We start from the raw sequence: 22,692 nt of genomic DNA on the forward strand, positions 1-22,692 counted from the left end.
CTTACCGGAATATTCCAGTAATGATCATCCAGGGGAGATCACGCTCCGAGCGTCGTCAGCAGCCGTTGCAGCGAACCGCCCAGGCCCCAGCGCGCAGCCAGCGCCTCCAGCCCCGCCGGGTCGCGCGGCCCGCGCGGCAGCACGGTGTCGACGTCCGGCAGCGGCACGTCGCCCGCCACCCGCACCACCGTGGGGGCCACCGCCACGTACGGGCGTGACTCGGTGAGCCGCTTGCGCTGCGACGGCGTGAGCTTGGCCCGCGGGTCGTCGACCGCCGCCATGATCCCGGCCAGGTCGCCGAACTCGGCGAGCAGCTTGGCGGCCGTCTTCTCGCCGATCCCGGGCACGCCCGGCAGTCCGTCGCTCGGGTCGCCGCGCAGCAGCGCCAGATCCGCGTACCCCCTGCCGTCGACCCCATACTTCTCGCGCAGCACGGCCTCGTCGGTGAGCTGCAGCGTGCCCACGCCCTTGAGCGGGTACAGCACACGGATCCCGCGCTCGTCGTCCACCAGCTGGTACAGGTCGCGGTCGCCGGTGACGATGTCGACGGGGCCGTCCGCGCGAGCGGTGAACGTGCCGATCACGTCGTCCGCCTCGTACCCCGCGACGCCCACGCGGGCGATGCCGAGCGCGTCCAGCACCGCCTCGATGACGGGCACCTGCGGGGAGAGCGTGTCGGGCACCTCCTCCTCGTCCGGTACGCCCTCGTGCTCCTCGGCCACCCGGTGCGCCTTGTAGGTCGGGATGAGGTCGACCCGCCACTGCGGCCGCCAGTCCGCGTCCATGCAGGCGACCAGCCGCTCCGGCCGGTGGTCCTTGACCAGCCGGTCGATGAAGTCGAGCAGCCCGCGCACGGCGTTCACCGGCGTGCCGTCCGGGGCCTTCACGGAATCGGGGACGCCGAAGTAGGCGCGGAAGTACAGCGAGGCGGTGTCGAGGAGCATGAGATGTCCGGTCACGCTCGCATCATGCCGTACGGCACCGACACCGACGGCCGCACCGAAACGCGCCGCCGCCCGCGCTGCCCCGCGCCCGCGCTGTGAACCCGGTGTGAAGTCAGTCACTCGTGCGTTTGGCCTGGGGTCGTCTGGGCAGGCGCCGCCTCGGAGCGGTCTCGGTTGCACTTTCAACTGTTTTTGCGGCCCGATCGCTCCGTTTCTGTTGCCGTGGGGACGAGAGGTACGCGTGTCAGCGAGGCTTGCGGCCGAGCACCTGTACAAGGTGTTCGGCAGACGACCGGACGAGGCGGTGGACCGCCTGAGACAGGGCGCCGACCGGGAGGAACTGCGCGCCGACGGCACGACCGCCGCCGTCATCGACGCCTCCTTCGACGTGGCGGCCGGAGAGATCTTCGTGGTCATGGGCCTGTCGGGATCCGGCAAGTCCACGCTGCTGCGGATGCTCAACGGCCTGCTGGAGCCGACCGCCGGCCAGGTCCGCTACGACGGCGAGGACCTGACCGCGCTCAGCGACCGCGACCTGCGGGCGCTGCGCTCCAAGAAGATCAGCATGGTCTTCCAGCACTTCGCGCTCTTCCCGCACCGCAGCGTCCGTGACAACGCTGCCTACGGCCTGGAAGTGCAGGGCGTGCCCCGCGCCGAGCGCGTACGCCGCGCCGACGAGGCGCTCGCCCTGTGCGGCCTGGCCGGCTGGGAGAAGTCCTGGCCCGACGAGCTGTCCGGCGGCATGCAGCAGCGCGTGGGCCTGGCCCGCGCGCTGGCCACCGACGCCGACGTGCTGCTGATGGACGAGTCCTTCAGCGCCCTGGACCCGCTGATCCGGCGCGACATGCAGGACCAGCTCCTGGAACTGCAGAAGACGCTGAGGAAGACCATCGTCTTCATCACCCACGACCTCAACGAGGCCATGCGCCTGGGCGACCGCATCGCCGTCATGCGCGACGGACGCATCGTCCAGACCGGCACCGCCGAGGACATCCTGCTGCGCCCCGAGGGCGACTACGTGGCGTCCTTCATCCAGGACGTCGACCGCTCCCGCGTGCTGACGGCCGGTGCCGTCATGGACACCGACGTGCGCGGCGACGAGGCGGACTGCGGCTGCGAGACCGCCACCCCGGAGACCCCCTTCGCGGAGCTGTGCGCGATCAGCGCCCGCCTGACGCACCCCGTGGCCGTCCTCGACGAGGGCCGCACGCTCGTCGGCGTCGTGCCGCGCCGGCGCCTGGTCGGCTTCCTCGGCGACGAACAGGGCGAGCCCGCCGCCTGCGACAACCCCGGGGGCGACCAGGTGAAGAAGGTGATCTCCCGTGCCTAGGCTGCACCTCGGCGACTGGGTCGACTCCGGTGTCAACTGGCTGGTCGACCACCTGTCCTGGCTCTTCGACGCCATCAAGGCCGTCATGGAGGGCATGTACAACGGCATCGACACGGTCCTCGCCGCGCCCGCCCCGCTGCTGCTCGCCGGCATCCTGGCGGTGCTCGCCTGGTGGCTGCGCGGGCTCGTCGCCGGCGTCCTGGCCTTCGCCGGGTTCGCGCTGATCGACTCGCTGGACCTGTGGGACAAGGCCATGTCGACGCTGGCGCTCGTCCTCGTCGCCACCGTCATCGCCCTGGTCTTCTCCATACCGCTGGGCATCTGGGCGGCCCGCTCGAAGACCGTCAGCGCCGTCGTACGGCCCGTCCTGGACCTGCTCCAGACGATGCCGTCGATGGTCCTGCTGATCCCGGCCATGCTGTTCTTCGGCCTCGGTACCGCCCCCGGCGTCGTGGCCACCCTGATCTTCGCGTTCGCCCCCGGCGTCCGCATGACCGAGCTGGGCATCCGCCAGGTCGACCCCGAACTGGTCGAGGCCGCCGAGGCGTTCGGCACCACCCCGCGCAACATCCTGTGGCGCGTCCAGCTGCCCCTCGCCCTGCCGACCATCATGGCCGGCGTCAACCAGGTGATCATGCTGGGCCTGTCCATGGTGGTCATCGCCGGCATGGTCGGCACCGGCGGCCTGGGCGGCGCCGTCAACGAGGCCATCGGCCAGGTCGACATCGGCTACGGCTTCGAGGCGGGCGTGGCCATCGTCGTCCTCGCCATCTACCTGGACCGGGTGACCGGCGCGCTGGGCACCCGGCTCTCCCCGCTGGGCCGCCGGGCCACCGCGAAGGTCCGCCCGACCGTCTGGTCGTACCGGCCGCGCCCGGCGGTCGCCGTCGTCGGCGTCGTCGTCCTCGCGCTCGTCGCGGGCGGCATGGGCGTCTTCGGCTCCTCCTCCGGCACCTCCGAGGCCTCCGGCACGAACGTCGGCAAGGGCAAGGAGATCAAGATCGGCTACATCCCCTGGGACGAGGGCATCGCCTCCACCTTCCTGTGGAAGGAACTCCTGGAGGAGCGCGGCTTCAAGGTCACCACGACCCAGTACGCGGCCGGTCCCCTCTACACCGGCCTCGCCACCGGCCAGCTCGACTTCCAGACGGACTCCTGGCTGCCCACCACGCACGCCGAATACTGGAAGAAGTACGGCAAGCGGCTCGACGACCTCGGCAAGTGGTACGGCCCGACCTCCCTGGAGCTGACCGTCCCCTCCTACGTGAAGGACGTGAACTCCCTCGCGGACCTCAAGACCCACGCCTCCGAGTTCGACGGCAAGATCATCGGCATCGAGCCCAGCGCCGGCATGATGGGCCTGCTCAAGACCAAGGTTCTCAAGGAGTACGGCCTCCAGGGCGACCTCCAGGTCATCGACGGCTCGACCCCGGCGATGCTGACCGAGCTGAAGCGCGCCTACGACAAGAAGAAGCCGGTCGTCGTCACCCTCTGGTCGCCGCACTGGGCGTACAGCGACTACGACCTGAAGAAGCTCAAGGACCCCAAGGGCGCCTGGGGCGAGGGCGACGGCGTGCACACCATCGCCCGCAAGGGCTTCGCCGCCGACAACCCCGAGGTCGGCACCTGGCTGAAGAACTTCTCGATGACCGAGAAGCAGCTCACCGGTCTGGAGGCGCAGATCCAGAAGTCCGGCAAGGGCAAGGAGCAGGACGCCGTACGGACCTGGCTGAAGCAGCACCCGGGCCTCGCCGACAAGTGGGCCCCCGTCGCCAAGGACGGCAGCACGAGCCAGGCGGCCGGGTGACCTGACCGTCCCGGACCGCCACCCGAGGGGTGGGCACCGCCGTACGTCCGTCAGGACGCGGCAGTGCCCACCCCTCGCGGCATCCCCGGATGCCGCGCCTACCGTAAGGATCCGGCCAACCACGGAGCGCCATCGCCCCCGGCCCGGTGGGAACACGCGTGCCCGTGCGCGCGCTGAAGCAGGGGGCATACGGTGTAGGCGTCGGCCGTACGGCACTGGCGCGAACCGTGGGGGTCCGGCCGCCGGACGTGTCAGGGATGTGGCAGGCACCTGAAACGGTTTGCCGAACATGCGTAGGGTGCAGACAACTCATCAGAAGGGGTGCCACCGGACCGGGGCACCCGGGGCGCGGCACGACGGGTGAAGGAGGGAACCGAGAGCGATGGGCGACCACAAGGAGCAGCAGTCGGTGCGGGTGGGCGCGGCCGTCCGGCGGCGCCGGCGCGCGCTGGAGCTGACCCTCGCCGTGGTGGCCGAGCGCAGCGGTCTCTCCGTGCCCTTCCTCAGCCAGGTCGAGAACGACAAGGCCCGCCCGAGCCGCGGCTCCCTGGAGAAGCTCGCCGACGCCCTGCGCACCACGGCCGTGGAACTCCTCGCCGCCGCCGACCCCGCGGCCAGCGTGGACGTCGTCCGCGCCGAGTCCGCCGAGGGCGACTTCTCCCCCCGGTTCCGCTCCCTGGTGCGGGGCCACCACCAGTTGCACGCCTCCGAGTTCACCGGCGACCACGACGCGGGCCGCGAGTTCCAGCACCGCAACGACGAGCTGATGTACGTCGCCGACGGAGCGGTGGAGATCGAGGCCGAGGGCCGCGCGTACCGCCTCGGTCGCGGCGACACCCTGTACCTGACCGGTGGGGTGCGCCACCGCTGGCGGGCCACCGTCCCCGACACGCGGGTGATCGTGGTGGCGGTCGCCGAGCACATCGAGGCGGTCAAGGACCGGACGCGGTAGATGCGGGTCGTCTCCCTGGTGCCCTCCCTGACGGAGGCCGTCGCGGTGTCTTTGCCGGGCGTCCTCGTCGGCGCCACCGACTGGTGCGGCCATCCGGCCGGCCTGGACGTCGTCCGCGTCGGCGGCACCAAGAACCCGGACGTGGAGCGGATCGCCGCCCTCGCCCCCGACCTGGTGCTGGCGAACGAGGAGGAGAACCGCGCCCCCGACCTCGACGCCCTGCGCGCGGCGGGCCGGGAGGTCCTCGTCACCGAGGTGCGGACCGTGCCGCAGGCGTTCACCGAACTCGACCGGGTGCTGACGGCGTGCGGTGCGCCGGTACGGCCGCGGTGGCTGGACCGGGCCGAGGCCGCCTGGACCGCGCTGCCCGCACCGACGGAGCGCAGGACAGCGGTCGTACCGATCTGGCGCCGCCCCTGGATGGTCCTCGGCCGGGACACCTTCGCGGGTGACGTGCTGGCCCGCCTCGGCGTGGACCACCTGCACGCGTCCCACGCCGAGCGCTACCCCCGCGTGCCCCTGCCCGAACTGGTCGCGGCGGCCCCGGACCTCGTCGTCCTGCCCGACGAGCCCTACGCCTTCACCGCGGACGACGGCCCGGAAGCCTTCCCCGGTCTGAGCTGTGCTCTTGTCAGCGGGCGGCACCTGACCTGGTACGGCCCCTCGCTCACCGAGGCGCCCCGCGTCCTGTCCGAGGCCCTGCGGGCGGCCGGCCGCTGAACGGCGCGACATAAGCTGGTCTTATGAGCGACGACGACTACAGGGTCGCGGGCGCGGGCTCGCTGGCGCACCGGGTGCCGGACCTCGGTGCGCTGGAGCTGCTGCTGGCCGTGGCCCGGCTGGGCAGCCTCGGGGCGGCGGCCCGGGAGGTCGGCATCACCCAGCCGGCCGCCAGCAGCCGTATCCGCTCCATGGAACGGCAGTTGGGCGTCGCCCTCGTCGACCGCTCACCGCGCGGCTCCCGGCTCACGGACGCGGGCGCCCTGGTCACCGACTGGGCGCGGCGGATCGTGGAGGCGGCGGCCGTCTTCGATGCGGGCGCGCAGGCGCTGCGGGACCGGCGGGACTCCCGGCTGCGGGTCGCGGCGAGCATGACGATCGCGGAGTACCTGCTGCCCGGGTGGCTCCTGGCGCTCCACGCCGAACGCCCCGACACGGCGGTGTCGCTGCTCGCGGGGAACTCGGCGAAGGTCGCGGAACTGCTGCTCGCCGACGAGGCCGACCTCGGCTTCGTCGAGGGGCTCTCGGTCCCGGCCGGGCTCGACGCCACGGTGATCGCCCACGACCGGCTGATCGTCGTCACGTCCCCCGGCCATCCGTGGACGCGGCGCCGGCGCCCCGTGACCCCCGAGGAACTCGCGGCCACTCCGCTGATTCTCCGCGAACGCGGGTCCGGAACCCGGCAGGTCCTGGACGCGGCGCTCGGCGGGCTGGCCCGCCCGCTGATCGAACTCTCCTCCACGACGGCGGTGAAGGCGTCGGCGGTCAGCGGGGCGGGCCCCTCCGTCCTCAGCGAGCTCGCCGTCGGCGAGGAACTGGCGACGCGGCGCCTGGTCCGCATCCCCGTAGAAGGCATCCTCCTACGCCGCGACCTCAGAGCAGTCTGGCCCACAGGCCACCGCCCCACGGGCCCAGCAAGGGAACTGCTCTCGCTGACCCAGGGATGAGGGTGCGGGTCGTATGCCGGGTGCGGCTCCGTCGTGGCTGATCGCGCAGTTCCCCGCGCCCCTGGGGGGTGGCAGTGCTGCCGGCTGTCACCGGCGGGGGCATTGCTCTCGCTGACCCAGGGGTGAGGTGCGGGTGCGCTGTGGCTTGTCGCGCAGTTCCCCGCGCCCCTGGGGGGTGGCAGTGCTGCCGGCTGTCACAGGCGAGGGCGCCTTCGCAACCGGCGGCGCCGCAACCCCCCTCAGGGGCGCGGGGAACTGCGCGATCGGCCACGACGCTCCCGCGTCGGCGTCACCACCGCCCCCCAACGGAGCGGACCCTAGGGCGCTTTCACGGCCGACGGCACGGCAACCTCCTCAGGGGCGCGGGGAACTGCGCGACAAGCCACGGCGCACCGCACCCCCGACGGCGTCGGCCCGTTCAGCCCGTGGCGGCGACCAGCGCACTCATGACCCGCCCGTCATCCCCCATCTCCGGATGCCACTGCACCCCCAGCACCCACCCCCGAGCCGACGGCAGTTCGATCGCCTCGATCGTGCCGTCCGCCGCGTGCGCCGCCGGTACCAGGCCCCTGCCGAGCCGCTCCACCGCCTGGTGGTGGTACGTCGGTACCACCGTCTCCTCCGGCACCGCACCCGCGTACAGCGTCCCCGGCACCGGCTTCACCGCGTGCCCGCCGAACACGCCGACGACCTCCGCGTGCCCCTCCAGGTGCTGGACCAGCGTGCCCCCGCACGCCACGTTCAGCAGCTGCATGCCCCGGCAGACCCCCAGCAGCGGCACCCCGGTCTCCAACGCGGCCCGGATGAGGGCGAGTTCCCACGCGTCCCGCTCCCGCGCCGGCGGCCCCGTGCGCGGCGAGCGCTCCGCGCCGTAGCACGCCGGGTCCACGTCCGGGCCGCCGGCGATCACCAGCCCGTCCAGCCGGGCCACCGTCGCCGCCGCGTGCCCGGGGTCGTCGGGCGGCAGCATCACGGCCAGCCCGCCGGCCCGCTGCACCAGCCGCGGGTACCCGGCCGGCAGCAGCGCCGCCTCCAGCTCCCACACGCCCCAGCGCGCCGCGGTCTCCAGATAGGTGCTGACACCGATCAGCGGTCGTGCGCCCACCCTGCCTCCCAAAGGTACACACCTACACCTTTGCAGAGTGCGCTCAGGCGAGGAAGCCCCGCAGCAGCGCCGCCGTGCCCGCGCAGTGTTCCCGCATCGTCTCCCGCGCACCGTCCGCGTCCCCGTCCAGCACCGCCTCGACCAGCGCGGCGTGCTGGCGCTGCGAGTGCTCCAGGTTGCGTACCAGCAGCGGGATGCAGTCGAGCAGGTCGTTCACCGTGGCCCGGACCGCCGCGTACCGCGCGGTCAGCGACGGCGACCCGCACAGCTCGGCCAGGGTGAGGTGCAAAAGGGTGTCCAGGCGCCGGTACTCGCCGAGCGGAGCGTCCCGCGTGCGGTCCAGCGCGGCCCGCAGCCGCGACGCCTGCCCCTCGTCCAGCCCGTGCGAAGCACACAGCCCGGCCGCGCCCACCTCCAGCACCTCGCGGAACCGCAGCACATCCTCGATGTCGACCGAGGCGATCCGCCGCCGTAGCTCGTCCTGACCGCCCCCGTCCGCGCGCCGCAGGACAAACGTTCCGCCGTACCGCCCACGCCGGGCCTCGACCAGCCCCTGCTCCTGGAGGACCTTCAGCACCTCGCGCAGCGTCACCCGGCTGACCCCCAGCCGCTCGGCCAGCTCCCGCTCGGCCGGCAGCCGCTCGCCGCCGGGCACCAGACCCAGCCGTACGACCTGGAGGATCTGCTCCAGCGCCTCCTCGAAGCCGTTGCCCGCGCGCACCGGCCGCAGCACGGCGGCGAGCCGATCGGCCGGCCTCGAAGTCCCGTCCCGCGACATGGGCCGTGCCCCCTTCCCGGCAATGGTCCGAGGCAATACCTTATGCGCAGCGAAGACGCCGAAGAAGCCCAAGGAGGCTCTCCCGTGGCAGACCGCACACCCCCGCTGAGCGTTGAGGAGCTGCACACCCTCGTCGCCGGCGGTGAGATCGACACCGTCGTCCTGGCCTTCCCGGACATGCAGGGCCGGCTCCAGGGCAAGCGGTTCGCCGCCCGCTTCTTCCTCGACGAGGTCCTGCACCACGGCACCGAGGGCTGCAACTACCTCCTCGCCGTCGACACCGACATGAACACCGTCGACGGCTACGCCATGTCCTCCTGGGACCGCGGCTACGGCGACTTCGCCCTGCACCCCGACCCCGCCACCCTGCGCCGCGTCCCCTGGCACCCCGGCACCGCCCTGCTGCTGGCCGACCTGGCCTGGGAGGACGGCTCACCGGTCACCGAGGCCCCACGCCAGATCCTGCGCCGCCAACTGGAGCGCCTCGCCGCACTCGGCTACACCGCACAAGCCGGCACCGAGCTGGAGTTCATCGTCTTCAGGGACAGCTACGAGCAGGCCTGGGACGCGAACTACCGCGGCCTGACCCCGGCCAACCAGTACAACATCGACTACTCGATCCTCGGCACCGGCCGCATCGAGCCGCTGCTGCGCCGGATCCGCAACGACATGGCCGGCGCCGGCCTCACCGTCGAGTCCGCCAAGGGCGAGTGCAACCCCGGCCAGCACGAGATCGTGTTCCGCTACGACGAGGCCCTCGTCACCTGCGACCAGCACGCCCTGTACAAGACCGGCGCCAAGGAGATCGCCGCCCAGGAAGGCGTCTCCCTCACCTTCATGGCCAAGTACAACGAGCGCGAGGGCAACTCCTGCCACATCCACCTCTCCCTGGCCGACGCCGACGGGACCAGCGCGATGCCCGGCCCGGACGGCCCGCACGGCATGTCCGAGGTCATGCGGCACTTCCTCGCCGGACAGCTCGCCGCCCTGCGCGACTTCGCCCTGCTCTACGCCCCCACCATCAACTCCTACAAGCGGTTCCAGTCCGGCTCGTTCGCCCCCACCGCCGTCGCCTGGGGCCACGACAACCGGACCTGCGCCCTGCGCGTCGTCGGCCACGGCCGCTCCCTGCGCTTCGAGAACCGGCTGCCCGGCGGTGACGTCAACCCGTACCTCGCCGTCGCCGGCATGGTCGCGGCCGGCCTCCACGGCATCGAGCACAAACTCCAGCTGCCCGAGCCCTGCACCGGCAACGCCTACACCGCGGACTTCGCCCACGTGCCCGCCACCCTGCGCGAGGCCGCCGAGCTGTGGGAGAGCAGCGAGACCGCCCGGGCGGCCTTCGGCGACGAGGTCGTCGACCACTACCGGAACATGGCCCGCGTCGAACTCGCCGCCTTCGACTCCGCCATCACCGACTGGGAGCTGCGCCGCTCCTTCGAACGCCTGTGAGGGGCCGATCCGTGTCCGCAGCCGACGAGTTGAAGGTCCTCAACCCCGCCACGGAGGAGGTCGTCGCCATCGTCCCCGCCGCTGCTCCCGAGGACGTGGACGCCGCCGTCGTACGGGCCGCCCGCGCCCAGACGGCCTGGGCGGCCCTCGCCCCCGCCGACCGGGCCCGGCTGCTGCGCCGCTTCGCCGACGCCGTCGACGTCCACGTCGAGGAACTGGCCCAGCTGGAGGTCCGCGAGGCCGGGCACACCGTCGCGGGCGCCCGCTGGGAGGCCGGCAACGCCCGCGACCTGCTGCTCTACGCGGCCGGCGGCGCCGAACGCCTCCTCGGCAAGCAGATCCCGGTCCCCGGCGGCTGGGACGTCACCTTCCTCGAACCCCTCGGTGTCGTCGGCGTGATCGCGCCCTGGAACTTCCCGATGCCGATCGCCGCCTGGGGTACCTTCCCGGCGCTCGCGGCCGGCAACGCGGTCGTCCTCAAACCCGCCGAGACGACCCCGCTGACCGCCCTGCGCCTGGCCGGACTCGCCCTCGAAGCGGGCCTGCCCGAGCACCTCTTCCAGGTCCTGCCCGGACACGGCCACATCGCCGGGCGCGCCCTCGTCGACCACCCTGCCGTCGCCAAGATCGTGTTCACCGGCTCCACCCGCACCGGCCGCGAGGCCATGGAACGCTGCGCCCGGCAGGTCAAACCGGTCACCCTCGAACTCGGCGGCAAGAGCCCCAACGTGGTGTTCGCCGACGCCGACCTCGACGCCGCCCTCGACCCGTTCTCCTTCCTGGACAACTCCGGCCAGGACTGCTGCGCCCGCACCCGCATCCTCGTCCAGGAGTCCGTCTACGACGAGGCCCGCGCCGTCCTCGCCGACGCGCTGGCCGCCGTCGTGGTCGGCGACCCGGCCGACGAGAAGACCCAGATGGGCCCGCTGATCTCCCGCAGGCAGCTCGACCGCGTCCGGTCCTACGTCCCCGACGACGCCCCCGCCCTGCGCGGCAGCGCCCCCGACGGACCCGGCTTCTGGTTCCCGCCGACCGTGCTCACCGGCGAACGGCCGGACAGCGCGGCCGCTTGCGAGGAGATCTTCGGGCCCGTCGCCGTCCTGCTCCCCTTCACCGACGAGGACGACGCGATCCGCCTCGCCAACGACACCCCCTACGGGCTGGCCGGCTCCCTGTGGACCCGCGACCTGGGCCGCGCCCTGCGCGTCTCCCGGGCCGTCCGGGCGGGCAACCTGTCCGTCAACTCCCATTCCAGCGTGCGCTACTCCACCCCGTTCGGCGGCTTCAAGCAGTCCGGCCTCGGCCGCGAACTCGGCCCCGACGCCCTGACCGCCTTCACCGAGACCAAGAACGTCTTCATCAGCACGGAGGGCCCCGCACTGTGACCTCTTCCGACACCGACATCATCTGCCGCCGCCTGGCCGGCCGTACCGCCGTCGTCACCGGAGCCGGCAGCGGCATCGGCCTCGCCGCCGCACGCCGGCTCGCCTCCGAGGGCGCGCACGTCGTCTGCGCCGACGTCGACGAGCCCCGCGGCAAGGCCGCCGCCGAGGAGACCGGCGGGCTCTTCGTGAAGACCGACGTCACCGACCCCGAGCAGGTCGAGGCGCTGTTCCAGGCGGCGTACGACACCTACGGCAGCGTCGACGTCGCCTTCAACAACGCCGGCATCTCCCCGCCCGACGACGACTCCATCCTGGACACCGGTCTGGAGGCGTGGAAGCGCGTCCAGGAGGTCAACCTGACCTCCGTCTACCTGTGCTGCAAGGCCGCCATCCCCTACATGCGCCGCCAGGGCAAGGGCTCCATCATCAACACGGCGTCCTTCGTGGCCCGGATGGGCGCGGCCACCTCCCAGATCTCGTACACCGCGTCCAAAGGCGGAGTCCTCGCCATGTCCCGCGAACTGGGCGTGCAGTTCGCGCGGGAGGGCATCCGCGTGAACGCGCTGTGCCCCGGGCCGGTCAACACCCCACTGCTGCGGGAGCTGTTCGCGAAGGACCCCGAGCGGGCCGCGCGCCGGCTCGTGCACATCCCGGTCGGCCGGTTCGCCGAGGCCGAGGAGATCGCCGCCGCCGTCGCCTTCCTCGCCAGCGACGACTCCTCGTTCGTCAACGCGACCGACTTCCTGGTGGACGGGGGGATCTCGGGCGCGTACGTGACCCCGCTGTAGGGCGCTTGCGTCCGCCGGTCAGAGGAAGGTGTGCCCCTCACCGCGGTACGTCGGCACGGCCGCCGTCACCGCGTCGCCCCCGACCAGGTGCAGCGTCTCGAACCGCTCGCACAGCTCGCCCGCCTTCGCGTGCCGGAACCACACCTTGTCGCCGATCAGCAGATCGTCGGCGGGGGAGCCGAGCAGCGGGGTCTGCACCTCACCGGGGCCCTCCTGCGGGTCGTACCTCAGCCCCTCGGGCAGGTACGGCACCGGCAGCCGGTCGGGGCCGGCGGCACCGGAGGCCGGGTAGCCGCCGCCGAGCACCGTGACGATCCCGACCCCCGGCCGCCGGACGACGGGCTGCGCGAAGAGGGCGGCCGGACGGCCGGTGAACGACGTGTAGTTGTCGAACAGGCGCGGCACGTACAGCCCCGACCCGGCGGCGATCTCCGTGACGGCGTCCTCGGCCGCCGTGTGCTGCACACTGCCCGTGCCGCCGCCGTTGACGAACTCCAGGTCCGGCGCCACGGCACGGACGGCCCGCACCACCGCGGCCCGCCGCTCGGCGAGTTCCCGCCGGGCGGCGGCCTGCATCAGCCGGATCGCCCGCGAGCGCAGCGGCCGTCCGGCGACCGCGTCCCCGACGCCGGCGACATGCCCCTCGTACGCCATGATCCCCACCAGCCGGAAGCCCGGCCGCCGGACCACGGCCCGGGCCAGCTCGGCAAGCTGCGCGGGGGAGTGCAGCGGCGACCGCCGAGCCCCCACCCGGACCCGGCCGCCGAACAGCTTCAGCGCCGTGTCCAGTTCCAGACAGACCCGGACGTCCTCACGCCCGCCGTCGCGTGCCGCGTCGATGAGGTCCAGGTGCGCGACGTCGTCGACCATCACGGTCACGGCGGAGGCGAGCTTGGGATCGGCGGCCAGCTCGGCGAAGCCGGAACGGTCGGCGGAGGGGTAGGCCAGCAGGATGTCGTCGAACCCGGAGCGGGCGAGCCACAGGGACTCGGCCAGCGTGAACGACATGACGCCCCGGAAGCCGTCCCTGGCCAGGGCGCGTTCCAGCAGGGCCCGGCAGCGCACGGACTTGCTGGCGACCCGGACGGGCTTGCCGCCCGCGCGGCGGACCAGGTCGTCCGCGTTGGCGTCGAAGGCGTCGAGGTCCACGATCGCGAGAGGGGCGTCGAGATGGGCGGTGGCCCGGTCGTAACGGGCCCGGTCGGCGGCGCGCGCAGTCATGACGGAAGCCTGCCAGAGAGTATTACCGCAGGGTAGGGGGACGTTCCGGGCAGATGCCCCGGGCCTGCCGACTGGTTCTCTCTCCGTCCCGGACAACCCGTAGAGTGACGCGCACGCGTACGGCCGAACGCTTGCGGCCGCGTCACCTGAACCGGGATGCCGGTCCGGCCGTACGGGTATGCGTGCCCGGGAGCGGAAACGACCGCACCGGGCCGGCCGGCGACCAGCACGGCCCGCGTACGCGAAGTTCGGCCCGGGCACGAGGAAACGGGGGGTGCATGAGCACGGAAGCGCGCCGCGCCCCGGTCCCCCCACGCCCACCCCACCCCCCCGTTCCCGGCCTGCCCCCCGAGCCCGGCCCGGATCCGGACCACCCCCTCGATCGCCCGCCGCACCCGGCCCCCGACCCCACGGCACGCACGACCGGCCGCGCCGACGTGAACGTTTCACCGACCGGCCCGCCCGCCCGTCCGGGTGGCCCGGCCGACGGTCACGCCCCGCCGCCCGGCCCCACTGCGCGCATGGCCGGCCGGCCCGACGTGAACGTTTCGCCGACCGGCCCGACCGGAGGTACGACGGGTCCTGCTGACGGGGACTACCCGGCGAGCGGCACCGCTGGGCGGGTCGAGCGGCCGCGTGCGGAGAACGGGCGCTCGACCTCCGAGCCCGCCCGCGTCGAGGCCGGCTCCGACGAGGAGTTCTCGGTCTTCACTCCGCGCTCGTCCCGCCCTGGGCAGAGCCTGCCCGGGCTGACGCCCCCGGCGGAGCCTTCCGCCCCCGCCGGGACCCGGTTCCCCCGGCTACGGCCCACACCCGCCCCGGACAGCCGCCGGACCCCGCCTCCGCCCCCGGCCTCGGCCCGCTTCCCCGACGCACCGCCGGGCACGGGCGACGTCGACGCGCCACGCACGCAGGCACGCCGGGAGGGCGGCGCCGGGACGGCCGTACCGCCGCGCCCGCAGCGCCGCCCCGGTACGCGCGCGGACGACAGCACCCCAGGCGTGCCGCCCCGTCCGGGCCACCGGCCGGGGGAGTCCCGCCAAGGCGGTGCCGGCGGGCAGGCCCGGCGCGACGGCCTCGACGGGCCCGCGCGCGCGGGAACCCGGCCCGGACCGGAACTCAGGCGGCCGACGGGAGTTGGCACACCCACCGCACCTCGGGTCCCGGGCAGGCCGGAGGCGCAGAGTCGGTCGGCCGCGCCGGCGGAGTCTCCCGTGGAGACGACCGCCCGGCTGCGGCCGATTCCCGCCGCACCTGACACCGCTTCCGCCGCCCGTGTTGCCACGTCCGCTTCCCGCGGAGCTGCCGAGCCGGCGCCCCCGCGCGGTGGCGGCTGGAGTGCGGGCGCGTCCGCTCGCCCCGTCACCTCGGCGCCGGCGCCCGATCCGGCGCACTCCTGGGGTGCTGCCGTGCGGCCTGTCGTGACCTTTGCCGAACCTGAGGGGGTGCGGCGGCGGGTGCGTCCACGGGCCGCCGCCGCGGCCGCCTGTGCCGTCCTCGGGCTGGGGCTCATCGGCGGTGCCGTCACCGGGAGCTGGCTCGCCGGCGACGGCGGAGGGGCGGCGCGTGACCGGTTCACCGCCGCCGACAGCCTGTGGCACAGCGAGCCGGTCGACCAGCTGTTCCCGCCCACCGTCGACGGCACCGGCGCCGGCCCCGGCGGAGCCGACCGCACCTGGACCCGGATCGCCGTGGCCCCGGACTCCGGCTGCGCCCACGCCTTCGACCCGCTGCTGCGCAAGGCCCTCGCCCCCGTGGGCTGCCGCCGGCTGCTGCGCGCCACCTACACCGACGCCACCGAGAGCTACGTGACCACCGTCGGCCTGCTGTTCACCAAGGCCGACCCGGCCGCCATGTCCGGGCTCGCCAAGCGCTTCCGGGACGAGCACCTGAGCAGCCGTACCGACCTGCTGCCCCGGCCGTACGCCGCCAAGGGCACCGTGGCGGCCGGTTTCGGCGACGCGCAGCGGGCCTCCTGGACCATCTCCGTCCTCACCGACGTCCCCGTCGTCGCCTTCTCCGTGTCCGGCTGGGCCGACGGCCGCACCGTCAATACGCCCCAGCCCGCCGCCGACGCCACCCGCGCCGGCGCCACCTCGGCCCCCGCCCAGGCCGGCCTCGGCAACGAGGCGCAGGGCCTGGCCGACCGCGTCGCACGCCGGCTGCGGCAGACCGCGGGCGCCGCCACGGAGAAGCCCTCATGACGCGAACGTTCCCGCGACCGGCCCCGCGACCGTTTGCGCGACCGGTCCGCCGCCGGCGCCGGACGGTCACCACCGGCTCGGCGCTCACGAGCCTTCTCCTGGCCGGCTCCCTCGTCCTGCTGCCCGCCGCCACCGCCCACGCCGACGGCATCCGCGCCCAGCAGTGGGGCCTGTCCGCGCTGCACACCGCGCAGGCCTGGCGCGTCACGCGGGGCAAGGGCGTCACCGTCGCCGTCCTGGACACCGGCGTCGAGGCCGATCACCCCGACCTGGCCGGCAACGTCCTGCCGGGCAAGGACATGATCGGCTTCGGCGCCGAGCCCGGCGACCGGAGCTGGGCCCGGCACGGCACCGCGATGGCCGGGATCATCGCCGGGCACGGCCACGGACCCGGCCGTACCGCCGGCGTCATCGGCATCGCCCCCGAGGCGAAGATCCTGCCCGTGCGGGTCATCCTGGAGGACGGCGACCCCGCCCGCGGCAAGGCCCGCACCAGCCGGGGCAACGCCCTCGCCGACGGCATCCGCTGGGCCGCCGACCACGGCGCCGACGTCATCAACCTCTCCCTCGGCGACGACTCCAGCTCCGCCCACCCCGAGGCCGGCGAGGACGAGGCCGTCCAGTACGCCCTCAAGAAGGGAGTGGTCGTCGTCGCCTCCGCCGGCAACGGCGGCGACAAGGGCGACCACGTCTCCTACCCGGCCGCCTACCCGGGCGTCATCGCCGCCACCGCCGTCGACCGCTACGGCACCCGCGCCTCGTTCTCCACCCGCCGCTGGTACGCCACGGTCAGCGCGCCCGGCGTGGACGTCGTCATCGCCGACCCCGACCACAAGTACTACGAGGGCTGGGGCACCTCCGCCGCCTCCGCCTTCGTCTCCGGCACGGTCGCCCTCATCAAGGCCGTCCACCCGGACCTGACACCGGCCCAGATCAAGAAGCTCCTGGAGGACACGGCCCGCAACTCTCCCGTCGGCGGCCGGGACGACTCCCGCGGCTTCGGCCTCGTCGACCCGGCCGCCGCGCTGAAGGCCGCCGCCCGGCTCAAACCGGAGGGCCTGGAGGTGACCTCGTACGGCGAGAAGTACTTCGGCCCCGGCCCCGACACCCCCAAGGACACCGCCGGCACCTCCGCGTGGGCGGCCCCTCTCGCGGGAGGCGCCGGCGGGGTCCTGCTGATCGCCGGCGTCGTGCTGTGGCGGAGCCGCGAACGCCGGCCGGAGGAGTACGGCGAGTTCCGCTGAGCCGTCGGTCAGGGCCCGGACCGGCCCCCGGCCGCCGCCCCCGATAGGGTCGGTGACCGTGGCGAACAAGAACATTCCCGACTCCGGCTTCTCCGACGACGACGGCACCGCCGACCCCCGGCTGAGCGCCGCGCTCGCCGCCTGGGCCGGGGATCGCACCGCCGTCGCGCCGGTCCTGGAGGCCCTCAAGGGCGCGCGACTGCTGGTCCCGGTCGTAGCGGTCCTGGGGGAGGTCGAGGAGGACAGTCAAGAGGGGCGCGAAGCTCTTTCGAAGGGTGGCGGTGGGCGACGGGAGGGCGGGCTGCGCCGCGAGAAGAGCAGCGACATGGCCGTTCCGACGCTGAAGGCCGGCGGGCGCACCGCGCTGCCCGCCTTCACCTCGACCGACTCCCTCGCCCGCTGGGATCCGGCGGCCCGGCCCGTCGCCGTACCGCTGCACCAGGCGCTGCAGGCGGCCGCGCACGAGAAGGCGGACACGGTGGTGCTGGACCTCGCGGGTCCGGTGCCGTTCGAACTGACCGGCCCGGCGCTGCTCGCCCTCGCCGAGGGCCGTACGACCACGGACCCGCTCGCCGACCCGGCCGTCGTGGCCGCCGTCCGCGCCGCCGTGGCCGCCGAGCCGGCCGTGCTGCGCGCCCACCTCGGCCCCGGTCAGGCAGACGGCACGCTCGCGCTGGTCCTGGACCCGGCCGCCCCGCCCGCCGGGGCCGCCCGCGCGGTCGCCGAACGGCTGGCCGCCGACGAGACACTGCGGGCCCGCCTGGTGCGCGGCCTCGACCTGGCACTGCTGCCGGCCGGGACCACGCCTCCGGGCGAGCCCTTGTACGTGCGGAAATAGAAGAGACGGGCGGCGGCTCAGCCGTAGACCGGGCCGGTGTACTTCTCGCCCGGACCCTGGCCCGGCTCGTCCGGGACCAGGGAGGCCTCGCGGAACGCCAGCTGCAGCGACTTCAGGCCGTCGCGCAGCGGAGCCGCGTGGAAGGAGCTGATCTCGGTCGCGCTCGCGTCCAGCAGGCCGGCGAGACCGGTGATCAGCTTGCGGGCCTCGTCCAGGTCCTTGTACTTCTCGCCCTCCTCGCTCAGCCCGAGCTTCACGGCGGCGGCGCTCATCAGGTTGACGGCGACCGTCACGATCACCTCGACGGCGGGGACCTCGGCGATGTCCCGGGTCATCGCGTCGAAGTCGGGGGTCTCAGGAGGGGTGTCACTCATGCCCCACACGATAGGCGGTCCGTCCGCCCCGGCCTCGTCGAGCCCTGGCCGCGCCCCGATCAGCGCTTCCCGCGCCCCGATCAGCGCTTCCCACGTCTCGATTAGCCCTTGTCAAACGATCCTGCTAGCCTGGTACACGACCGGCTGGACACGTCCGCGTGCTCGGCCCACAAGTGGAGGCTCCGATCTCCCACCCGACCACCCTCCGGGGCGGCGGGTCACCCGGTCAGACGGCCACCATCGTTCCGTACGGACGATGGAGTCGTCCGAAAGCGCGCCCCGCGATTCATCGCGGCGGTGCTCCGGTAGTGCTTGGAGCCCCGCCTGTGATCGTCCGGGGCATTTTTTCTGCTCCGGCGCGGTTAGGTCACCGAGAAGAGACGTAAGCGGCTGTCCGCCAGACCGCCGTGTGGTGCTAACCGAGGAGGATCCATCAGCGCCGAGCCCCGCATCAACGACCGGATTCGCGTTCCCGAGGTGCGACTTGTCGGTCCCAGCGGCGAGCAGGTCGGGATTGTTCCGCTTGCCAAGGCCCTGGAGCTTGCGCAGGAGTACGACCTGGACCTGGTCGAGGTCGCGGCGAACGCCCGTCCGCCCGTGTGCAAGCTCATGGACTACGGGAAGTTCAAGTACGAGTCGGCCATGAAGGCCCGTGAGGCGCGCAAGAACCAGGCGCACACGGTCATCAAGGAGATGAAGCTCCGGCCGAAGATCGACCCGCACGACTACGACACCAAGAAGGGTCACGTCGTCCGGTTCCTCAAGCAGGGCGACAAGGTCAAGATCACGATCATGTTCCGTGGTCGCGAGCAGTCCCGCCCCGAGCTGGGCTACCGACTGCTGCAGCGTCTCGCGGAGGACGTCCAGGACCTCGGTTTCGTCGAGTCGAACCCGAAGCAGGACGGCCGGAACATGATCATGGTTCTCGGTCCGCACAAGAAGAAGACCGAGGCGATGGCCGAGGCTCGCCAGGCGCAGGAAGCCCGCAAGGCGGATGCGAAGGCCAACCCCGGTCGCTCGCAGAACCCCGCGGAGGCCGAGGCCGAGGCGCCTGCCGAGGAGCCCGCCGAGGCGTGATCCACCGGGACGCGAGTCCCAGGATCGACCCACAGTAGAGAACGACGCTCCACCGTGCCCGGTTTTCGCGACCGGGCACCGGAGCGCCACCGACGAGGAGAGTACGGCGCTATGCCGAAGAACAAGTCGCACAGCGGTGCCAGCAAGCGCTTCAAGGTCACCGGCTCCGGCAAGGTGCTCCGTGAGCGCGCCGGCAAGCGCCACCTGCTTGAGCACAAGTCGTCCCGTGTGACGCGTCGCCTCACCGGCAACGCCGAGATGGCCCCGGGCGACGCCGCGAAGATCAAGAAGCTTCTCGGCAAGTGACGTACCGGCGCTTCTTCACGAGCGCCGCGCGTCTGGACCGGGACCCAATCGTTTCCGGGCCGCGTGAGTTCCACCGCGGCCCCGCTACAAGGAGTTAACAAGTGGCACGCGTCAAGCGGGCAGTCAACGCCCACAAGAAGCGCCGGGCGATCCTGGAGCAGGCCTCCGGCTACCGCGGTCAGCGTTCGCGCCTGTACCGCAAGGCCAAGGAGCAGGTCACCCACTCGCTGGTCTACAACTACAACGACCGCAAGAAGCGCAAGGGCGACTTCCGTCAGCTGTGGATCCAGCGCATCAACGCCGCTGCCCGCGCCAACGGCATCACGTACAACCGCTTCATCCAGGGTCTGAAGGCCGCGAACATCGAGGTCGACCGCAAGATTCTGGCGGAGCTGGCCGTCAACGACGCGAACGCGTTCGCCGCGCTCGTCGAGGTCGCGCAGAAGGCGCTGCCGTCGGACGTCAACGCGCCCAAGGCGGCGTGACGCTGCGTCGGCCTCAGCCGTCGTAGTACCGGGACCCGCAGGCTGTTCAGCTTGCGGGTCCCGCCGTTACCGGCCCCGCTGTCGCCGTCCGGCCGGGGCGCGTCGTGGCTGCCGTTTCCGCCTGCGGGCGCGTTGTGGCTTCTCGCGCAGTTCCCCGCGCCCCTTCAGGGCGCTGCCCCGGCCGCCCGGATTCGCCTGCGGGCGCGCGTCGTGGCTGGTCGCGCAGTTCCCCGCGCCCCTTACGGGGCACGTCTCAGCCCTGTCGGCTACGCAGCCGCCGGAGCAGCGCGCACCCAGCCGTCTCGTCCCAGCTGCGGGCATGCGTGCCTCCCCCAGTGCCTTAAGGCCTGGGGGGACCCCCAGGGCGGCACGGGTGAACGCAGCGGTGCCCCGCCAGCGCGGACAAGTGAAATCGCCCCCCGGGTGACTGCGGCGGGCGGCGGGCCGGCGGCGGCGCCGGTGAGTGAGACCCCGTCCGAGCCGCAGAGCCCCCCGTACGAGGAAAGTGACCCAGAGGATGTCCACCCCCGAGCTGATCTCCCCCCGGTCCGCCCGTGTCGCCGCCGCCCGGCGCCTCGGGAAGCGGAACTTCCGGGGCAAGGACCGGCTGTTCCTCGCCGAGGGCCCGCAGGCCGTACGGGAGGCGGCCGCCCACCGCGCCGCCGGACAGGCGACCCTCACCGAGCTGTTCACCACCGTCGAGGCCGCGGAGCGCTACGCCGACATCATCGGCGCCGCCCGAGACGCCGGCGCCCGCGTCCACCTCGCCTCCGACGAGGTCATCGCCGACATCTCCACCACCGTCACCCCCCAGGGCCTCGTCGGCGTGTGCCGCTTCCTGGACACCCCGTTCGCGGACATCCTCGCCGCCCGGCCGAAACTCGTCGCCGTCCTCGCCCACGTCCGCGACCCCGGCAACGCCGGCACCGTGCTGCGCTGCGCCGACGCCGCCGGCGCCGAGGCCGTCGTCCTCACCGACGCCTCCGTAGACCTGTACAACCCCAAGGCCGTACGCGCCTCCGTCGGCTCCCTGTTCCACCTGCCGGTCGCCGTCGGCGTGCCCGTGGAGCAGGCCATCGAGTCGCTGACGGCGGCCGGCGTGCGCGTCCTCGCCGCCGACGGTGCGGGGGACCGCGACCTCGACGCCGAGCTGGACGAGGGCACCATGGGCGGCCCGACCGCCTGGGTCTTCGGCAACGAGGCCTGGGGCCTGCCCGAGGAGACCCGCGCCCTCGCCGACGCCGTCGTGCGCGTCCCCATCCACGGAAGCGCCGAGAGCCTGAACCTCGCCACCGCCGCCGCCGTATGTCTGTATGCGTCGGCCCGGGCCCAGCGCGCCTCCGGAGGGTGCCGCTCCGTCACCCAGAGCCAGTAAGGTGACCAGTTCGGGGCCCTGCGCCGGCTGAGAGGTGGGGTACGGGGATGAGTGTGGTCCGCACGAGCACCGCGGCGGCCGGGCGGGACGCGCGCACGCCCGCGCCCCGGCACGGCGACCTCGCGGACCGGAGAGCGGACCACGGCATCGACCCCGACGAGCTGCCCGACGGCCTCGTCGTCGCCGACCAGGACGGCCGCGTCGTCTGCTTCAACGCCGCCGCCGCCCGCATCACCGGCCTGCGCGCCCCCGACGCCCTCGGCGAGAGCCTGGAGAAGGCCCTGCCCCTGGAGGATCTGGAGGGCCGCCGCTGGTGGCAGCTGACGGACCCCTACGGCGGACTGGCCATCCGGGTACGGCAACCGGAGCGGAACCTGCTGCTGCCGGGCGGACACGAGGTTCTCGTCTCCGCCCGCTACGTGCGCGCCGAGCCCCTCGGCCCCGTCCACCGCGTCGTCGTCACCCTCCGCGACACCGAGGCCCGGCGCCGTACCGAGCGCAGCCACGCCGAGCTGATCGCCACCGTCGCCCACGAGCTGCGCTCCCCGCTGACCTCCGTCAAGGGCTTCACCGCCACGCTGCTGGCCAAGTGGGAGCGGTTCACCGACGACCAGAAGCGGCTGATGCTGGAGACCGTCGACGCCGACGCCGACCGTGTCACCCGGCTCATCGCCGAACTGCTCGACATCTCCCGCATCGACAGCGGGCGCCTGGAGGTGCGCCGGCAGCCCGTCGACATCGGCGCCGCCGTCGGCCGGCACATCCAGGCGTACGTCGCCGCCGGGCAGCGCGCCGACCGGTTCCTGCTCCGCGTCGAGCAGCCGCTGCCCGACCTGTGGGCCGACCCCGACAAGGTCGACCAGGTGCTGAGCAACCTGCTGGAAAATGCGGTGCGCCACGGTGAGGGAACCGTCACCATTGACGTCACGGCCACGGCGTCCCCCCGCGAGGGCGAGGACACCGGCACGTCGGTCACGGTGAGCGACGAGGGGCCCGGCATCCCGGAGGAGTCCATGAACCGCGTCTTCACCCGCTTCTGGCGGGGCAGCAAGCGCGGCGGCACCGGCCTCGGGCTGTACATCGTCAAGGGCATCGTCGAGGCCCACGGCGGCACGATCACGGTCGGCCGCGCCCCCGCCGGCGGCGCCGAGTTCCGATTTACGCTGCCCGTGGCGGCTCCGGCGTTTGAATTCTAGGGGTGCGTAGCGTCGAATAGGGCGGGGGCGGGTGACGGGTGGGCCTGACGGCCACGGGCGCAATCGCCTGTCCGCACCCCGTTAGACTCGGCCTTTGGCACCTTTGTGTCCTTCACACGGCCGCAGGCAGTGTCGGAGCCGGTACGGGACCATCCGCCAGCAAT

General features: G+C 73.2%; 21 protein-coding genes. 16 read left to right on the top strand and 5 right to left on the bottom strand.

Annotation, left to right across the window (positions count from 1 at the left end; all coding sequences use genetic code 11):
- Nucleotides 1-38: 38 nt before the first annotated feature.
- Nucleotides 39-959, bottom strand: coding sequence for a 5'-3' exonuclease (locus DBP14_RS28975; RefSeq protein WP_129310063.1), 921 nt, complete (start codon nucleotides 957-959; stop codon nucleotides 39-41).
- A gap of 226 nt (nucleotides 960-1,185) precedes the next feature.
- Between DBP14_RS28975 and DBP14_RS28980 the strand changes: the two genes are divergently transcribed.
- From DBP14_RS28980 to DBP14_RS29000, 5 genes are all read left to right on the top strand, one after another.
- Nucleotides 1,186-2,274, top strand: coding sequence for a betaine/proline/choline family ABC transporter ATP-binding protein (locus tag DBP14_RS28980; RefSeq protein ID WP_129310065.1), 1,089 nt, complete (start codon nucleotides 1,186-1,188; stop codon nucleotides 2,272-2,274).
- Nucleotides 2,267-4,081 (top strand): ABC transporter permease/substrate binding protein, encoded by a 1,815-nt coding sequence (locus tag DBP14_RS28985; protein WP_129310067.1) that lies wholly within the window; start codon nucleotides 2,267-2,269, stop codon nucleotides 4,079-4,081. The genes DBP14_RS28980 and DBP14_RS28985 overlap by 8 nt, the downstream gene beginning before the upstream one ends.
- 382 nt (nucleotides 4,082-4,463) lie before the next feature.
- Nucleotides 4,464-5,033, top strand: coding sequence for an XRE family transcriptional regulator (locus tag DBP14_RS28990; RefSeq protein ID WP_129310069.1), 570 nt, complete (start codon nucleotides 4,464-4,466; stop codon nucleotides 5,031-5,033).
- Complete coding sequence (locus tag DBP14_RS28995) at nucleotides 5,034-5,753, top strand: helical backbone metal receptor (RefSeq protein WP_129310071.1); 720 nt, start codon at nucleotides 5,034-5,036, stop codon at nucleotides 5,751-5,753.
- 23 nt (nucleotides 5,754-5,776) lie between these two features.
- A complete protein-coding gene (locus DBP14_RS29000) occupies nucleotides 5,777-6,700 on the top strand; it encodes a LysR family transcriptional regulator (protein ID WP_129310073.1) in 924 nt (307 codons plus the stop codon).
- 418 nt (nucleotides 6,701-7,118) lie between these two features.
- Here the strand turns inward: DBP14_RS29000 and DBP14_RS29005 are convergent, their stop codons facing one another.
- Both DBP14_RS29005 and DBP14_RS29010 read right to left on the bottom strand, forming a co-directional pair.
- Complete coding sequence (locus DBP14_RS29005; RefSeq protein WP_129310075.1) at nucleotides 7,119-7,805, bottom strand: gamma-glutamyl-gamma-aminobutyrate hydrolase family protein; 687 nt, start codon at nucleotides 7,803-7,805, stop codon at nucleotides 7,119-7,121.
- 43 nt (nucleotides 7,806-7,848) lie between these two features.
- Nucleotides 7,849-8,583: an FCD domain-containing protein gene (locus DBP14_RS29010; RefSeq protein WP_129310077.1), complete on the bottom strand. Its 735-nt coding sequence runs from the start codon at nucleotides 8,581-8,583 to the stop codon at nucleotides 7,849-7,851.
- A gap of 84 nt (nucleotides 8,584-8,667) precedes the next feature.
- On the opposite strand from DBP14_RS29010, the gene DBP14_RS29015 reads away from it, so the two are divergent.
- From DBP14_RS29015 to DBP14_RS29025, 3 genes are read left to right on the top strand one after another with little or no spacing between them, the layout of a single operon-like run.
- Nucleotides 8,668-10,035 (top strand): glutamine synthetase family protein, encoded by a 1,368-nt coding sequence (locus DBP14_RS29015; protein WP_129310079.1) that lies wholly within the window; start codon nucleotides 8,668-8,670, stop codon nucleotides 10,033-10,035.
- 11 nt (nucleotides 10,036-10,046) lie between these two features.
- A complete protein-coding gene (locus tag DBP14_RS29020; RefSeq protein WP_129310081.1) occupies nucleotides 10,047-11,420 on the top strand; it encodes an aldehyde dehydrogenase family protein in 1,374 nt (457 codons plus the stop codon).
- Nucleotides 11,417-12,208, top strand: a complete 792-nt coding sequence (locus tag DBP14_RS29025) for a 3-oxoacyl-ACP reductase (RefSeq protein ID WP_129310083.1) — start codon at nucleotides 11,417-11,419, stop codon at nucleotides 12,206-12,208. Before DBP14_RS29020 ends, DBP14_RS29025 begins: the two co-directional genes overlap by 4 nt.
- A gap of 18 nt (nucleotides 12,209-12,226) precedes the next feature.
- Here DBP14_RS29025 and DBP14_RS29030 read toward each other — a convergent pair whose 3' ends face one another.
- The gene (locus tag DBP14_RS29030; RefSeq protein ID WP_129310085.1) at nucleotides 12,227-13,429 is read right to left on the bottom strand and encodes an amino acid deaminase/aldolase; all 1,203 of its coding nucleotides are present in this window, start codon (nucleotides 13,427-13,429) and stop codon (nucleotides 12,227-12,229) included.
- Nucleotides 13,430-14,886: 1,457 nt separating this feature from the next.
- On the opposite strand from DBP14_RS29030, the gene DBP14_RS29035 reads away from it, so the two are divergent.
- From DBP14_RS29035 to DBP14_RS29045, 3 genes are read left to right on the top strand one after another with little or no spacing between them, the layout of a single operon-like run.
- Entirely contained in the window at nucleotides 14,887-15,633 is a 747-nt protein-coding gene (locus DBP14_RS29035; RefSeq protein WP_129310087.1) for a hypothetical protein, read from the top strand.
- Nucleotides 15,630-16,877, top strand: coding sequence for a type VII secretion-associated serine protease mycosin (gene mycP / locus DBP14_RS29040; RefSeq protein WP_129310089.1), 1,248 nt, complete (start codon nucleotides 15,630-15,632; stop codon nucleotides 16,875-16,877). The genes DBP14_RS29035 and mycP overlap by 4 nt, the downstream gene beginning before the upstream one ends.
- 58 nt (nucleotides 16,878-16,935) lie before the next feature.
- Nucleotides 16,936-17,715, top strand: a complete 780-nt coding sequence (locus DBP14_RS29045) for an SseB family protein (protein WP_129310091.1) — start codon at nucleotides 16,936-16,938, stop codon at nucleotides 17,713-17,715.
- Nucleotides 17,716-17,732: 17 nt separating this feature from the next.
- On the opposite strand, the gene DBP14_RS29050 is transcribed toward DBP14_RS29045, so the two are convergent.
- The gene (locus tag DBP14_RS29050) at nucleotides 17,733-18,089 is read right to left on the bottom strand and encodes a DUF1844 domain-containing protein (protein WP_129310093.1); all 357 of its coding nucleotides are present in this window, start codon (nucleotides 18,087-18,089) and stop codon (nucleotides 17,733-17,735) included.
- Nucleotides 18,090-18,521: 432 nt separating this feature from the next.
- On the opposite strand from DBP14_RS29050, the gene infC reads away from it, so the two are divergent.
- The 5 genes from infC to DBP14_RS29080 all read left to right on the top strand — a co-directional run bounded on the left by infC (nucleotide 18,522) and on the right by DBP14_RS29080 (nucleotide 22,528).
- Nucleotides 18,522-19,166 carry a translation initiation factor IF-3 gene (gene infC / locus DBP14_RS29060; RefSeq protein ID WP_129310095.1) on the top strand — a complete coding sequence of 215 codons (645 nt, stop codon included), beginning with the start codon at nucleotides 18,522-18,524 and terminating at the stop codon, nucleotides 19,164-19,166.
- 111 nt (nucleotides 19,167-19,277) lie between these two features.
- On the top strand, nucleotides 19,278-19,472 hold the full coding sequence (gene rpmI / locus DBP14_RS29065) for a 50S ribosomal protein L35 (protein ID WP_004933563.1): 195 nt from the start codon (nucleotides 19,278-19,280) through the stop codon (nucleotides 19,470-19,472).
- Nucleotides 19,473-19,573: 101 nt separating this feature from the next.
- A complete protein-coding gene (gene rplT / locus DBP14_RS29070) occupies nucleotides 19,574-19,957 on the top strand; it encodes a 50S ribosomal protein L20 (RefSeq protein WP_016642495.1) in 384 nt (127 codons plus the stop codon).
- 517 nt (nucleotides 19,958-20,474) lie between these two features.
- Nucleotides 20,475-21,332: an RNA methyltransferase gene (locus tag DBP14_RS29075; protein ID WP_129310097.1), complete on the top strand. Its 858-nt coding sequence runs from the start codon at nucleotides 20,475-20,477 to the stop codon at nucleotides 21,330-21,332.
- 47 nt (nucleotides 21,333-21,379) lie between these two features.
- A complete protein-coding gene (locus DBP14_RS29080) occupies nucleotides 21,380-22,528 on the top strand; it encodes an ATP-binding protein (RefSeq protein ID WP_129310098.1) in 1,149 nt (382 codons plus the stop codon).
- Nucleotides 22,529-22,692 lie beyond the last annotated feature (164 nt).

The sequence above is a fragment of the Streptomyces sp. L2 genome, from assembly GCF_004124325.1.
GTDB lineage: Bacteria > Actinomycetota > Actinomycetes > Streptomycetales > Streptomycetaceae > Streptomyces.

Excerpts from the sequence above, each read along its gene's own strand:
- DBP14_RS28990 (WP_129310069.1), top strand. The coding sequence starts at position 4,464 with ATGGGCGACCACAAGGAGCAGCAGTCGGTGCGGGTGGGCGCGGCCGTC.
- DBP14_RS28995 (WP_129310071.1), top strand. The coding sequence starts at position 5,034 with ATGCGGGTCGTCTCCCTGGTGCCCTCCCTGACGGAGGCCGTCGCGGTG.
- DBP14_RS29000 (WP_129310073.1), top strand. The coding sequence starts at position 5,777 with ATGAGCGACGACGACTACAGGGTCGCGGGCGCGGGCTCGCTGGCGCAC.
- DBP14_RS29010 (WP_129310077.1), bottom strand. The coding sequence starts at position 8,583 with ATGTCGCGGGACGGGACTTCGAGGCCGGCCGATCGGCTCGCCGCCGTG.
- DBP14_RS29030 (WP_129310085.1), bottom strand. The coding sequence starts at position 13,429 with ATGACTGCGCGCGCCGCCGACCGGGCCCGTTACGACCGGGCCACCGCC.
- mycP (WP_129310089.1), top strand. The coding sequence starts at position 15,630 with ATGACGCGAACGTTCCCGCGACCGGCCCCGCGACCGTTTGCGCGACCG.
- DBP14_RS29050 (WP_129310093.1), bottom strand. The coding sequence starts at position 18,089 with ATGAGTGACACCCCTCCTGAGACCCCCGACTTCGACGCGATGACCCGG.
- rpmI (WP_004933563.1), top strand. The coding sequence starts at position 19,278 with ATGCCGAAGAACAAGTCGCACAGCGGTGCCAGCAAGCGCTTCAAGGTC.
- DBP14_RS29075 (WP_129310097.1), top strand. The coding sequence starts at position 20,475 with ATGTCCACCCCCGAGCTGATCTCCCCCCGGTCCGCCCGTGTCGCCGCC.
- DBP14_RS29080 (WP_129310098.1), top strand. The coding sequence starts at position 21,380 with ATGAGTGTGGTCCGCACGAGCACCGCGGCGGCCGGGCGGGACGCGCGC.